This is a genomic window from Nonomuraea antimicrobica (assembly GCF_039536965.1).
Classification (GTDB): domain Bacteria; phylum Actinomycetota; class Actinomycetes; order Streptosporangiales; family Streptosporangiaceae; genus Nonomuraea; species Nonomuraea antimicrobica.
In genome coordinates, this window is record NZ_BAAAZP010000093.1 from 1 (window position 1) to 14,240 (window position 14,240).

The following is a 14,240-nucleotide window of genomic DNA, read 5'->3' on the forward strand; positions in this document are numbered from 1 at the left end:
CCTGCCGCGCCCCGCCGAGGTCGCGGCCGAGCTGCCCGGCGCGCGGGCACTGCCCGTGGACCTGGCCTCGCCCCGGGCGGTGGCGGAGTTCGGGGACGCGGTGGGGGAGGTGGACGTCGTCGTGCACAACGCCGGGGTGTCGATCGTGGAGCCGTTCACCGAGAGCGACCCGGCGGGCTGGGAGCTGATGTGGCAGGTCAACCTGCGCGGGCCGATGTTGCTGACCAGGCGGCTGCTGCCGGGCATGATGGCCAGGGGGTGGGGGCGGCTGGTGTTCGTCTCCTCCGACGGGGCGAGGGCCGGCTCGGGCGGCGAGGGCGCGTACGCGGCGACCAAGGCGGGCCTGTTCGGCCTGGCCAAGACGCTCGCCCGCGAGGCCGCCAGAGCCCGCGTCACCTCCAACGTGGTCTGTCCAGGCCCCACCGACACCCCGATGCTGCGCCGCGTCTCCGAGGCCGAACCCGGGCTGGTGGACCGGATCGCGCGCGGCATCCCGCTGCGCCGCCTCGGCACGCCCGCCGACGTGGCCGGGCTCGTCGCCTACCTCTGTACGGATCGCGCCGCCTACATCACCGGCCAGACCCTGTCGGTGAGCGGCGGCGTGACCATGCACTGACCGGCCATGCGGTCACAACGCGTCGTAGACGGCCTGCACCAGCCGCAGCCCGCGCAGGTTGCCGGAGAGGGCGTTCGCCATCTTGTTCATGACGTAGCCGATGGCCAGGCCGCGTTCCGGATCGCCCAGGCCGACGGCGCCGCCCATGCCCGAATGGCCGAACGCACTCTTCGACGGCATCGGGAACGTCAGGGACGGCCGCATGAACCCCAGCCCGAACGACGTGTCGAGCCACAGGACCCGGTCGGGGCCGTCCACCCTGGGACGCAGGGCCTCCCTGAGCGTCTCGGGGCGCAGGAGTTCGCCGGAGAGCAGCCCGCGGTAGAAGCCGGCCAGCCCGCGGGCGGTGGTGACCACCCCGGCCGCCGGCCAGCCCGCACGCAGGATCACCGGGTGGTTCGCGCCGCCCTTGAGCAGGTGGATGCCGGGGTTGCCGAGGGCGCGGTTCATGAGGCTGTGCGGGTCGAGGGCGGCCCGCGCCATCTCGGCCAGGACGTCCTGCGGGCGTCCGTCCGCCGCGGCCTCGGTCACCCGAAGCCCGGCCCCCTCAGCGGCGGCCGGGGCGGCGGGCCCGGAACGGTCGGTTGCCATGAGGCGTGCCGTACGGGCGATCACCGGCTCCGGCGCCCCCACCCACAGCTCCAGCCCCAGCGGCCCGGCGATCTCGCCCGCCACCAGTTCGCCCACCGACGTGCCGGTCACCCGCCTGACCACCTCCCCCACCAGGAACCCATACGTCAGCGCGTGGTAGCCGTGCGCCGACCCCGGCTCCCAGAGCGGCGCCTGACCGGCCAGCCGGGCGGCGATCGCCGGGTGGTCCTCGAACTCCTCCACCGGCACCGGCTCCTCCACCACCGGCAACCCCGCCTGGTGGGTGAGGACGTGCTCGACGGTGACCGCCTCCTTGCCGCGCGCCGCGAACTCCGGCCACACCTGCGCGACCGGCGCGCCCACGTCCACCGCCCCCCGCTCCGCGAGGCGCAGCAGCACGGCGGCGGTGACCGCCTTGGTGCAGGAGTAGGCGAAGACGGGTGTGTCGCGCTCCCAGGGCCGTCCGGTGTGCCGGTCGGCGACGCCGTCCCACAGGTCCACGACCAGCTCGCCGTCCAGGTAGACGGCGAAGGCGGCGCCCAGCTCCTCGCCGTCGGCGAAATGCCGTTCGAACACCTCGCGCACGCGGGCGAAACGCGGATCGCAGTGCATCGGACCTCCACGAGAAAGGAAGCGCTTACTTGGTGAACGAGCCTAACAACTGGGGACGATTCAGCCCAGACGATCAGCGGGGCACCCTCAACCTCCTCACCCCGGACGTGGTCCTCGACGCCCTGCGCAGCGCGTCCACGGGCGAGGTGCTGAGCCTGGCCATGCCGATCAGGGGCGCCACCTCCTCACCCGCGCCCACGACGGTCCCGCACCTGCCGGGCCGTCCGCTGCCGCAGCACTTCATGTCCGTGGACGGCGGCGACTACGCGGCAGGAGCCAGGCCGGTCGGAGCGGGACTGCGGGTGGCGGACGACGCCCTGGTAGTCACCCACCACGGCACCACCACCCACATGGACGCCCTGTGCCACATGTGGTCGGGCGACCGACTCTACAACGGCCACCCCGCCGCCCGGGTCCGCTCCTACGGCGCCACCAGGTGCGGCATCGAGCACGTGGGCGGCGTGGTGGCCAGAGGCGTGCTGTACGACGTGCCCAGGCGGCTCGGGCTCGACCATCTGCCCGCCGGGCACCGGATCCCGGCCGGGCTGCTGGCGGAGATGGCCACGCCGCGCCCGGGGGACGTGGCGGTGATCCGTACCGGCTGGCCGGTGGTCTGGGAACGCTCGCGGGAGGAGTACTGGTCGGGCCAGCCCGGGTTGTCCGCCGAGGCGGGCCGCTGGCTGGCGGCGCACGACGTGGCCGCCGTGGCCTGCGACAACGCCGCCATCGGCGCCCTCAATGCCAGTGGGCAGGCTGAGGAGCCGCTGGAGGACGACCTGCACCTCCTCCTGCTGCACCGGCACGGCATCCACCTGATCGAGCTGCTCTGGCTGGAGGAGCTGGCGGCGCGCGGGCGTACGGAGTTCGTGTTCGTGGCGGCGCCGCTGCGGATCGAGGGCGGCACCGGCAGTCCGCTCACCCCGCTAGCGATCCTGTGACCAGGTGACGGGGAGGCTCGCGACCCCGTACACGGCGGCGTGCTGCTTCAGCGGGATCTCGGCGGCGGGCACGGCCAGCCGCAGGCCGGGGAGACGCCCGAACAGCGCGCGGAGGCCGAGCCGCAGCTCCAGTCTGGCGAGCTGCTGCCCCAGGCACTGGTGCACGCCGTGGCCGAACGAGAGGTGTCTGCGGGCCTCCGCGCGCCCGGGATCGAGGACGTCCGGATCGCCGAACACGGCCGGGTCCCGGTTGATCATCGGCAGCGACAGCGCGACCGTCTCGCCCTTACCGACCGGCGTGCCCGCGACCACCACGTCCTCCAGCGCGGCCCTGCTGGGCGCGCCGAGGTGCACGATCGACAGCCAGCGCAGCAGCTCCTCGACCGTGTCCGTCCCGTTCGGGCCCTCCTCGTACGCGCGGCCCGCCTCCAGCAGCGCGAACACGCCGAGCGCCAGCATGTTGGCGGTGGTCTCGTGGCCCGCGACGAGCAGGAGCATCGCGACGGTGACCAACTCCTCGTCGGGCAGCTCGCCGAGGAGGCCGCTGATCAGGTCGTCCTCCGGCGCGGAACGCTTGCGGCGGACCAACTCGCCCAGATATCCCGCCAGGTCGGCGGTCGCGCCGTCCACGTCGCCGTCCGGCGCCACGATCCGCAGGCTGCGCTCCTGGAAGAAGTCGTGATCCGCGTACGGCACGCCGAGCAGCTCGCAGATGACCACCGAGGGGATCGGCAGCGCGTACGCGCTCACCAGGTCCGCCGGCGGCCCCGCCGCGGCCATCGCGTCGAGGTGGTCGGCGGCCACGCGCTCGATGCGCGGCTCCAGCAGGCGCATCCTGCGCAGCGTGAACTGGCCGGTGAGCAGGCGGCGGTAACGCGTGTGCTCAGGCGGGTCCATGGCGCCGAAGAAGCCCGCGGGCGCGGGGCGTCCGGCCGCGCCGGGTGTGGTGAACCGTACGGCGGGGTGCTTCAGCTCCCGCCTGGCGCTGAACCTGGGGTCGCTCAGCACGGCCCTGGCGGCCTCGCTCGTGGTGGCCAGCCAGCCCAGATGGCCGTCAGAGAACTCCAGCCGGGCCATCGGCGGCAGGCCGCGCAGCCCGGCGGGCGGGTCGAAGGGGCACCGCGGATCGCGGTCCATGGGAAGTCGCATATTTTGAGAGTAGACTCTCAAAAGAGAGTTGTATAGCAAAAAATTATGATCTCTCGTGAGTGGACGCGGGCCGCGCTACGCCCGAGAATGCGGAGACATGAACGACCGACCGGGGCTGCGCGAGCGCAAGAAGGCCAAGACGCGGGCGTCGATCCAGAAGGAGGCGCTGCGGCTGTTCCGCGAGCAGGGCTACGCCGCGACGACGGTCGAGCAGATCGCGGAGGCCGCGGAGGTGGCGCCCAGCACCGTCTTCCGCTACTTCGCGACCAAGGAGGACCTGGTGATGGTCGACCAGTTCCCGCCGTTCGTGGAGGCGTTGCGGGACCTGCCGCCCGAGGTGGCGCCGGTCCCGGCCGTACGGATGGCCATGCGCGCCGTGATCGAGGCCCAGACGCCGGAGGAACGCCTCGACAGCCTGGAGCGCGAGCGGCTCATGCTCACCGCGCCCGAGCTGTGGGCGGCGAGCCTCGACAACATCACCGGCGTGCTCAGGAGCCTCAACGAGATGCTCGCCGCCCGCGAAGGGCGCGATCCCGGCGACCCGGAGATCCGCAACGTCACCGGTGCGATCGTCGGGGTGATCATGGGAGTCTGGCTCGACTGGGTGAAGGACCCGGACCTCGACGCGCCCGCAGAGCTGGACCGGGCGATGACGCACCTGGAGGCGGGGCTGCCCCTGCGTCAGGAGCCCGGGTAGTTGCCGCCTCCGTGCGCCTCGTCCAGGGCGTCGTAGTCGGGGGTGAAACCGCGCTTGGGGATCGTGTCGGCGAACACCACGTGCCGGGGCCTCTTGTACGCCGCCAGCGCCGTCCTGACGTGCTCCATCAGCTCGTCCGGCGTGGCCGTGGCACCGGCGTCGAGCACCACGACGGCCTTGACCGCCTGGTGCCAGTCGGGGTCGGGCACGCCGATGACGGCGGCGTCGGCGACGGCGGGATGGGTCTTGAGCGCGCGTTCGACCTCGGCGGGGTAGATGTTCTCGGCGCCCGACTTGATCATGCGGAGCTTGGGGCCGACGAAGGTGATGGTGCCGTCGGGTTCGCGGCGGCCGAGGTCGCCGGTGTGGTGCCAGCCGTACTTTGTCTTTTCGGCATTTAAGTCGGGTCGGGCGAAATATCCGGAAAAGAGGGTCTTGCCGCGTGCGCAGATCTCCCCGACCTCGCCCGCCGGGACCTCGCCGCCGTCCGGCCCGAGGATCCGCACCTGTACGAGCGGCGACGGCCGCCCCGCGAACCCCGCCCCGCCCTCCGCCAGCCCCAGGAACGTGAGCATGCCGCCCACCTCGGTCTGCCCGTAGCCGCCCATCTTGCTCCGGCACCAGGGGGAGTCGTCCACGGTGATCATGTCGTCCCACTCCGCGGAGTGGGAGACGAACCTCAGCGACGACAGGTCGTACTTGCCGTCGGCGTTCGCCTCGGCCACCGCGTCGATCATCTGCCCGAACAGGAACGCCTGCGTCACCCGCTCGGCGTCGATCAGCCGGCAGACCTCCCCGGGGTCGAAGGCGGGGGTGAAGACGTTCGTGCCGCCGATCTGGAGGGTGGCCAGGCAGAACATCATGGTCCCGACGTGGAAGAGCGGGCCGTTGTTGAGGAAGGTGAAGCCGGGCTCCATCTGCCGTACGACCAGCAGGGACGTGGCGTGCGCGACCAGGGCGGCACTGCTGAGCAGGGCGGCGCTCGGGCGTCCGCCGAAGGCGGCGGTGTAGAGGGCCAGGACCGGCTCGGCGTCGTCGGCCTGGGGGAACTCCCGGGGGACGGTACCGGAGATCAGCCGCTCGTACTCCTCGCCCGCCCGTATCCACGTCGTCCCGTGATCCCGCAGGGCTTCGACGGCCTCGGAGGGCTCCCAGACGACGGCCGCCGGGGTCAGGTCGGTGAGCACGAAGCGCAGCTCGTCCTGCGACTGCCGCCAGTTGGCCGGGCAGCAGACCGCGCCCAGGCGGGAGCAGGCCAGCAGCAGCTCCAGCACCGCGTACGCGTTCCTGCCCAGCCACACCACCCGGTCGCCGCCGGACACCCCCAGCCCGGCCAGCGCGGCGGCGAGCCTGCTGACGCGGTCGTCCAGCTCCGGGTAGGTGATCCGGAGGTCACCGTCCACCACCGCCGTCACCCGCGGACGGCTGCGGGCGTGGTCGGCGAGGACGTCTGACAGGGAAAGGCTGTGGATCATCGAAGCCTCCGGCGGGGGTGTCGGTGGACGGCGGTCGCGGCCTCGGCCGGGTGCCGGGAGGCGCCGGTCGTGGCCTCGGCGGGGGCGTCAGCGGAAGGCGGGCATGACCTCGGCGGCGAAGAAGCGCATGACCTGCTTCATGTCCTCCAGCGGCATCGGGCGGGTGCTGCCGAAGTCGCACAGGAGGTTGGTGAACCCCGCGTCCCTGAGCACCGAGATCTGCTCGATCGCCCGCGCCGGGTCGCCGATGACCTCCAGTTGCTCCCACCGGAAGTCGGGGGAGACGGCACCGCCCTTGAGGTAGCGGTCCTGGTAGAACTCGAAGCCCTGCGCGGCCCGGCCGGTCTTGGGGTCGATGGGGGCGCTGCGCTCGTTGAAGATGCGCGAACGGTCGAACGACGCCTCGAACCTGGCCTGGTCGGCGCGGGCCTGTTCGAGGGTGGGGGCGACGTACACGCTGCGGGCCACCACCAGGTCGGCGCCCGGCGGGTGCCCGGCCCGCGCGGCCGTCTCCCGCCACGTCTCGGCCGCCTTGACGACCTTGCGGAACGTGGCCGCCGGGTCGGCCAGGACGGGCAGGCCGCGCTCGGCGTACATGGTGACGGTCTCCGGCGAGACGGCCGCGACGTGCAGCGGCGGGTGCGGAGTCTGGAGCGGCCTGGGCACGAGCGAGACCTCGGAGCCGGTCCGGTAGAACTTCCCCTCGTGCTGGTACGCCTCCCGCGTCCAGAGCCCGAGGATCACCTCCAGCGCCTCGTTGAACCGGTCACGCGCCTCCGCCAGGTCGATCCCGAACCCCTCGAACTCGAAGCTCTGGTATCCCCTGCCGATCCCCAGGTCCAGCCGCCCGCCGGACAACACGTCCACCTGCGCGGCCTCCTCGGCCACGTGGACGGGGTTGTGCAGGGGGAGCACGACGATGCCGGTGCCCAGGCGGATGCGCTCGGTGCGGGCGGCGGCGTGGGCGAGCACGGTGAACAGGTTGGGCACGACGCCGTAGTCGCGGAAGTGGTGCTCGGCCAGCCGTACCCCGTCGAACCCCAGCTCCTCGGCCAGCTCGACGAGCTCCAGGTGGTAGTCGTAGACGTCCTTGAAGCTCTGGCCGTCGAAGCGGTGGAAGAGGTGGAAGGTCGAGAACTTCATGCGGCGGCCGCCCCTCAACGGTGAACCAAGCGCTCGCTTGGGAGCGTATCACAGCCCTCGCGGCCCCGGCCCTGTCCGGGGCGGGCGGGGAAAGCTCGCCGTGAACGATGGGCAGGCTGCGGGTGAATTATTCAGTATGTCTGAATAATCCCCCTTATGTCGGTATGGTGGCGCGCCTAGCCTGCCCTACATGTCTAGGCAATTACTGCCCCCGTGGAAGGCGTTTGTGCTGTTCCTGGGGGTCATCGCAGGTATCACTCTGTGTACAGGTCCGGCCTCCGCGCACCTGACCCGGGAGCACGCCGAGTTGGTCGTGGCGTCGAACCAGGGGATCGCGAGCGGGCGGCTCATCGTCCATCAGGACGTGGTGAGCCCGGAGCGGGCCGGAGCTTGGGCGGCCGGGTTGCTGCAGGGGCCGTGCCCGGTCAGCGCGCACGGTGTCGCCGGGGACGGCAACGGTGTTCCCGGTGGCGTGGTCGTCGAGCTGGCCTGGTCCTGTGCCGTGGATTCGATCGATCTCGCGCCGCTGCTGGGCGAGGCGGGCCTCACGGAGGTCATCGCGGAGTTCGACGGGATGGCCGCCCTCGTCACGGCGGAGGCGCCGGTCCTCGACGCCGGGGGCGCGCACGCGCCCGAGGCTCCCGCGTGGCCCGGCTGGCCGTGGCTCCTGGCGGTCCTCGCCGTCCTGTTGCTCGCGGCGATCGGCGTCGTACGCCGGGGCCCCGGCAAGGGATCGGTGAAGGTCGCGGTCGTTGCGACGGTCGGCCTGGCCGTGCTCACGCCGCAGACCGCCTTCGCCGCGACGCCCGGCCCTGACGGCGCCACGCCGCAACCGGCCCAGAGCGCCACGCCGAGCGCGGCGGGCACCTTGACGCTCGTCACCGCCAACCCCAGGGCCGGTCAACCGGTCACCTTTGCCTACGGCACCGACCGGCCGAACGCGCTGAACTGGGTCGGCATCTACGCCGCCGGCGAGAAACCGGGCGTGGACTACTCCCGCGTCTGGGTACGGGCCCCGGAGTCCTCGGGCCAGGTCACCCTGAGCACCTCCGCGCTCGGCGAGGGCGAGTGGACCGCGTACTTCCTGTACAACGACGGATACGAGCAGCTCAGCGCTCCCGTCACGGTCACCCTGACGGGCGCGGGCGCCGACCTGGTGACCGTCAAGGGCGTGGTGTACGAGGACCGCGACGGCGACGGCCGACGCGACCAGGGCGAACGCGGCATGAAGGGCGTCTCGGTCACCGACGGCGCCGCCTGGGCCACCACCGGCGCGGACGGGTCGTACAGCCTCCAGGTCGACCGCAACCGGCGCGAGACCGACCTGGTCCAGATCGTCTCGCCCGACGGCTACCAGCCCGTGTTGCGCGACGACTTCGTCCCGCGCTTCTTCAACGAGGTGAAGGACGCGGCCGAGCTGGACTTCGCGCTCGTGCCGACCAGGGCGGCGGCCGACCCGGAGGAGGCGTGGCTGATGGTCTCCGACCCCGAGGTCGGCAACCGTACCGACGCCGAGTACGCCAGCTCGGAGCCGCGCTGGACCGGGCAGGTCAAGGCGATGGCCGAGGTCGACGGCGCGACGCTGACCGTCTCCACCGGAGACCTCACGGTCACCGACTACGCCGAGGTGGCCCGCCGTCAGGGCGGCTACGACGTGCTGCGGAAGGGGCTGCGGAACGGCGAGCTGGGCCACCCCTTCTACCCGGTGATCGGCAACCACGACATGGGCGGCACCGAGACCTCCAGCGGGTACGCCGGCGCCGTGGAGTACTGGCGGCGCAACGTCGGACCGGAGTGGTACAGCTTCGACCGCAACGGCCGCCACATCGTCGTGCTGGAGGACAACGACACCCGCGGGCTCTCGGCCCAGCTCGCCTGGCTGCGCGAAGACCTGGCCAGGCACGCCGTGGGCAAGCAGGTGCTGGTGTTCGCGCACCGGTCGCTGTTCACCCGCTGGGGCCCGGGCGCGGGCATGCAGCCCACCGTGGACGAGCTGGCCAAGTACGACGTGCGCATGTTCGCCGCCGGGCACAACCAGCAGGCCGAGTACCGCAGGGGCGCCTTCAAGCGCTCGGTCGAGGTCAACAACATGGGCATGTACGGCATCGACGCCGCCCGCCCCGACTACAAGATCCTCGACTTCAGCGGCATCACCGGCGCCGACCAGGGCTACGTGACCGCCACGCGCCGCCAGTTCGGCGTCAACGACGACGTCTCGCTGGTCAGCCCGGCGTCGGGCAGCCTGCACGGCGCCAAGGCGGGCGTCCCGCTGGAGATCTACGCGGAGGACGACGGCCGCACCCCGGCCGCCGCCACGCTCACCATCCGCTCCTCGAACGGCAAGGTGGCCCAGCAGCGCAAGGGCCTGCGCTTCGGCGCCGGCACCCGGCCCGGCGGGATCGTCAACTGCTACCCGGGCGAGGCGTGCCCGGCCGCGCACGTCTCCTGGACCAGGGTCAGCGACCGCATCACCGGCCTGCACCCCGGCAAGTACACGGCCGAGCTGCAGGTCGTCGACACCGAGGGCAAGCGGTTCCCGCAGGTGCGCACCTCCTTCGAGGTACGGGCCGACGCCCGCGTCGCCAAGCCGGCGCCGGGCGGGGAGTGGACGCGCCAGGGCGGCGACGAACTCGGGCGCTCGGCGGCCTCCGACGACCCGGGCAGCGCCCTGGACCTGCGCTGGGCCGCGAACACGGGCGAGCAGTTCCATCTCAACGGCGCCGCCGTGCACGACGGCAAGGTGATCGTGGCCTCGCAGGCGTTCGCCTCGCCGTACAGCATGATGCTCGCCTACGACGCGCGTACCGGCCGTGAGGTGTGGCGGACCTACCTCGACGGCGACGCCGAGTCCTTCCCCACCGTGCACGACGGCAAGGTCTACCTGACCACCGGGGTCGGCCGCGTCTACGCGCTCGACGCGGACACCGGCAAGGTGGCCTGGGAGGCGATCCACGCCGAGGAGACCAAGCCCACCAGCGTACGCAGGTACGGCAGGGCGGGCGGCCCCGTCAGCGTCTTCGACCTGCCGCAGGGCCGCGCCGTGGCGGTCTACCAGGAGTGGGACGTGGTGCGCTGCCGCGACGCGCGGACCGGCGAGCTGCTGCCCGGCGGCTTCACCGCGCCGGTCGCGTGGGGCGAGTTCCACAGCACGGCGATCAGGCGGCCGGGCTCGACCACCGCGTGGCTGCACTCGGGTTCGAGCCAGTCGCTGATCGCGATGGACCTCACCACCTGCAAGCAGGTGTCGTCGGTGGACACCGGCGGCGACATCTACTCGCAGTCCTCCCCGGCCTTCACCGACTCGGGGCTGGTGACGGCGACGGCCAGTGGTGTGCGCGGGCACGCCGCCGACGGCAGGATCACCTGGCAGGCCACGCTCGGGACCGCCTCGGTCTGCGAGTACGGCCCGCCGCCGGTGACCAGCCCGGCCGTGTGGGGCGCCACCGCCTACGTCGGCAGCCAGGACGGCGTGATCCGCGCCTACGACACGGCCTCGGGCAAGGTCGTGTGGGAGCGTCCGACGGGTTACCTGCCGGGCGAGAGCCCGATGGACGACCCCTGGCGCGCGGGCACCTCCTGCCAGGCCAACGGCCCAGGATCCCCGGCGATGCACCCGCTGGTCACCAGGACCGTGGTGTACGCGGGCACCTGGGACGGCCGCGTGGTGGCGCTGGAGCGGTCGAGCGGCAGGCTGCTGGCCCAGTACGACCTGGGCGGCGGCGTGGCCTCGGCCCTGTCGGTCAGCGGCAACCTGCTGTTCGCGCTGACCGACGACGGCTCGATCCACGCGCTGACGGCCAGGTGACGGTCTGAATGACCAGGGTTCTGTCCCGCCTGCTCGCTGTCGCGGGCGTGGCGGCGCTGATCCTGCTGGGGGCGGCGGGTCCGGGGTGGGCACACCCCTTCGGCCCGCCGCCCGTGGCGAAGGTCAGCGCCGGCGGACCCGCCGTCGAGGTGACGTGGTCGGCCGCCGCCGACGACGTGGCCGCGCTGCGGCGGGCCGCCGGCGGCTCGATCGAGGACTACGTACGCCGCGGGCTCACGGTCTCCCAGGACGGGGCGGGCTGCCCGCTCACCGGGGTCACGGCCCGTACGGACGGCGTGGTCGCCCGGTTCCGCTGCGCCCACGACGCCGACCTGCTGACGTTGCGCGTGTCGCTGCTGCACGACGTCGACGCCGCCTACCGGACGGTGTCGGTCACCCCGTCGGGCTCGGGCGCGCTGCACACCTCCGCCGCCCCGGTCCACGACGTACGGCTCACCGGCACCGCCGCCGATGGGGCCGGTGTTGCTGGTGGGACCGGTGAGGCCGCGGGCGACCTGGCCGCCCTGCTCGACCGCTTCCTGCCGCTGGCGCTCCTCCTGGCGCTGCTGGCGGGGGCGGGGCACGCGTGCGCGCCCGGCCACGGCAAGACCCTCACCGCCGCCTACCTCCTGGGCGGCCGGGCCCGGCCGCTCGACGCGGTACGGCTCGGCGGCGTCGTGGCCCTGATGCACACGGTGTCGGTGGGGGCGCTGGCGCTGATCTGGTGGGCCGCCATGGAGAGCGCGCCGGATCTCCGGGTGGTCACCGAGTGGCTGCAACTGGCCAGTGCCCTGGCCGTCCTCGCGGTGGGCTGCGCCCTTCTCCGCCGCCACCTCCGCTCCCGGACGAATGGCCACGGGCATGGGCACGGCCACGGGCATGGCCATGGGCACGGGCACGAGGGGTCGCTGCTGACGCGGAGGGGCCTGCTCACGCTGGGCGTCTCCGGCGGGTTGCTGCCCTCGCCGTCGGCGTTCCTCCTGCTGCTGGCCGGTCTGCTGTCCGGCCGGGCGGCCACGGCGCTGCTCCTGGTGGCCGCGTTCGGCGTGGGGATGGCCGTCACCCTGGCCGCGGTGGGCCTGGTCGTCATGCGCGGCGGGGACCTCCTGGGCAGGGTGAGCGGCCATCGGGCGCTCACCCGCCTCCCGCTGGCCGCCGCACTCCTGGTGGTGGCGGGCGGCGCGGTCACCGCCACCCTGGCGGCGGTCCAACTGGCCGGATGACCGCTGCCTGGCCGTGGTGGTGCCGTGCGGTGCGGGAGAGACACAGGTCACATCGGGTGCGTGTTATGTCGTGACCGGGTCAGGTGTCTTGGGGGTGTCACAGCAGACAGCGGCGGACCAGGGGCCGACCCCGGACCGCCGCCACCGCAGGAAGACGGAGTGTCATCATGAGCAAGGTCTGGTTCGTCACCGGTTCGTCCCGTGGCCTCGGCAGGGAGTTCGTCGAGGCCGCCCTGTCCCGCGGCGACAGGGTGGCCGCCACCGCGCGGAGCACCGCGAGCCTGGACGAACTGGTCGCCGCCCACGGCGACGCGGTGCTCCCGCTGGAGCTGGACGTGACCGACAAGGCCGCCGTCTTCGACAGCGTGCGGCGGGCCAGGGAGCACTTCGGCCGTCTCGACGTCATCGTGAACAACGCCGGCTACGCCCAGATCGGCGCGGTCGAGGAGCTGACCGAGCGGGAGCTGCGCGACCAGATGGAGACCAACCTGTTCGGCGCGGTGTGGGTGATCCAGGCGGCGCTGCCCTACCTGCGCGAGCAGCGCTCGGGGCACATCATCCAGTTGTCCTCGGCGGCCGGGGTCATCGCCATGCCGCTCGGCGGCGCGTACCACGCCTCCAAGTGGGCTCTTGAGGGCCTGAACGAGGCCCTCGCCGGCGAGGTCGCCGACTTCGGCGTCAAGGTGACCGTCATCGAGCCCGGCGGCTTCGCCACCAGGGACGGCAGGAACCCCGATCCGCTCGCCAACGGCCACATGGCGCGGACCGACCCGGCGTACGACGGTCTCCGCAGGCGCCTCGGCGCGGTCGCGGGAAAGCAGCCCTCAGGCGACCCGGTCGCGGCGGCCCAGGCGCTCCTCACGCTCGTCGACTCGGACAACCCTCCCCTGCGGGTGCTCTTCGGCCAGGGCTTCTACCCGATGATCCAGCAGGCGTACGCCGACCGGCTCAAGACCTGGGCCGACTGGCAGGACCTCTCCGCGCGGGCCCACGGCAGCCTCGACGCCTGACGACCGTCGGGTACCAGGATCGGCCACAGCGGAGGAGAGACTGAGGGATGAGCGACCACGCCACCGACCCGGCGACCGAGATCTTCGTCGCCCACCGCAGCCTGCTCTTCACCGTCGCCTACGAGATGCTCGGATCGGCGGCCGACGCCGAAGACGTCCTCCAGGAGACCTGGCTGCGCTGGGTGAAGACCGACCTGGAGCAGGTGCACGACCAGCGCGCCTACCTGGTCCGGATCACCACCAGGCAGTCGCTCAACCGCCTGCGCAGCCTGAAGCGCCGCAAGGAGGCGTACGTCGGCCCCTGGCTGCCCGAGCCGCTGCTCACCGCCCCGGACGTGGCCGAGGACGTCGAACTCGCCGAGAGCGTGTCGATGGCGCTCATGCTCGTCCTGGAGACGCTGTCGCCGACCGAGCGCGTCGTCTTCGTGCTGCGTGAGGTCTTCGAGGTCGGCTACGACGAGATCGCGGCCACCGTCGGCAAGAGCCCCGCGGCCGTCCGCCAGATCGCGTACCGCGCGCGCCGGCACGTCGACGCCCGCCGCCCGCGCGAGGTGGTCTCGTCAGGCGAGGCGCGGGCGGTGCTGGAGTCGTTCCGGCGCGCGCTCGGAGCCGGGGACCTGCGGGGTCTGCTCGACGTGCTCGCCCCGCAGGTCGTCCTGGTGAGCGACGGCGGCGGGATCAAGCAGACCCCGCCGCGGCCCATCAGCACCGCCGACAAGGTGGCCCGCTTCATCGCGGGCGGCATCGGGAAGGCCGGAGTCACGCTCACCGCCGACCTCACCGTGGTCAACGGCAGCCCGGCACTCGTCATCCGCGTGGACGGCGAGATCGACGGCGTCATGGCGATCAGTGTCGAGGACGCCCGCATCACCGGCCTGTACTACGTCCGCAACCCGCAGAAGCTGACCCGCATCGCGGCCGAGACGCCGCTCACCCTGCGATGACCGGCCGAACCTCTGGGCAGGACCCCTAAACAGGGCG

The 14,240-nt window shown here is 72.6% G+C and carries 11 protein-coding genes; 7 read left to right on the forward strand and 4 right to left on the reverse strand.

Annotated features, from left to right (window positions below):
• On the forward strand, positions 1-616 hold a 616-nt coding region (locus ABD844_RS25560; protein ID WP_344882898.1), incomplete at its 5' end, for an SDR family NAD(P)-dependent oxidoreductase.
• Positions 617-628: 12 nt separating this feature from the next.
• Here the strand turns inward: ABD844_RS25560 and ABD844_RS25565 are convergent.
• Entirely contained in the window at positions 629-1,819 is a 1,191-nt protein-coding gene (locus ABD844_RS25565) for a serine hydrolase domain-containing protein (protein WP_344882903.1), read from the reverse strand.
• Positions 1,820-1,848: 29 nt separating this feature from the next.
• Here ABD844_RS25565 and ABD844_RS25570 point away from each other — a divergent pair, with 29 nt between their 5' ends.
• Entirely contained in the window at positions 1,849-2,757 is a 909-nt protein-coding gene (locus ABD844_RS25570) for a cyclase family protein (protein WP_344882906.1), read from the forward strand.
• Here the strand turns inward: ABD844_RS25570 and ABD844_RS25575 are convergent.
• Positions 2,743-3,906, reverse strand: a complete 1,164-nt coding sequence (locus ABD844_RS25575) for a cytochrome P450 (RefSeq protein ID WP_344882909.1) — start codon at positions 3,904-3,906, stop codon at positions 2,743-2,745. The genes ABD844_RS25570 and ABD844_RS25575 overlap by 15 nt on opposite strands.
• Before the next feature lie 97 nt (positions 3,907-4,003).
• On the opposite strand from ABD844_RS25575, the gene ABD844_RS25580 reads away from it, so the two are divergent.
• Positions 4,004-4,603 (forward strand): TetR/AcrR family transcriptional regulator, encoded by a 600-nt coding sequence (locus tag ABD844_RS25580; RefSeq protein ID WP_344882912.1) that lies wholly within the window; start codon positions 4,004-4,006, stop codon positions 4,601-4,603.
• Here ABD844_RS25580 and ABD844_RS25585 read toward each other — a convergent pair.
• Positions 4,588-6,078, reverse strand: a complete 1,491-nt coding sequence (locus tag ABD844_RS25585) for an AMP-binding protein (protein ID WP_344882915.1) — start codon at positions 6,076-6,078, stop codon at positions 4,588-4,590. The genes ABD844_RS25580 and ABD844_RS25585 overlap by 16 nt on opposite strands.
• Before the next feature lie 87 nt (positions 6,079-6,165).
• Positions 6,166-7,221, reverse strand: a complete 1,056-nt coding sequence (locus ABD844_RS25590; RefSeq protein WP_344882918.1) for an LLM class flavin-dependent oxidoreductase — start codon at positions 7,219-7,221, stop codon at positions 6,166-6,168.
• A 190-nt stretch (positions 7,222-7,411) separates the two neighbouring features.
• On the opposite strand from ABD844_RS25590, the gene ABD844_RS25595 reads away from it, so the two are divergent.
• The 4 genes from ABD844_RS25595 (at position 7,412) to ABD844_RS25610 (ending at position 14,203) form a co-directional block, all read left to right on the forward strand.
• Positions 7,412-11,026, forward strand: coding sequence for an outer membrane protein assembly factor BamB family protein (locus ABD844_RS25595; RefSeq protein WP_344882922.1), 3,615 nt, complete (start codon positions 7,412-7,414; stop codon positions 11,024-11,026).
• A gap of 8 nt (positions 11,027-11,034) precedes the next feature.
• Positions 11,035-12,249: a hypothetical protein gene (locus ABD844_RS25600; RefSeq protein WP_344882925.1), complete on the forward strand. Its 1,215-nt coding sequence runs from the start codon at positions 11,035-11,037 to the stop codon at positions 12,247-12,249.
• Between the two features lie 167 nt (positions 12,250-12,416).
• Positions 12,417-13,259, forward strand: coding sequence for an SDR family NAD(P)-dependent oxidoreductase (locus tag ABD844_RS25605; RefSeq protein WP_344882928.1), 843 nt, complete (start codon positions 12,417-12,419; stop codon positions 13,257-13,259).
• Positions 13,260-13,306: 47 nt separating this feature from the next.
• Positions 13,307-14,203: an RNA polymerase sigma-70 factor gene (locus ABD844_RS25610; protein ID WP_344882931.1), complete on the forward strand. Its 897-nt coding sequence runs from the start codon at positions 13,307-13,309 to the stop codon at positions 14,201-14,203.
• Positions 14,204-14,240 lie beyond the last annotated feature (37 nt).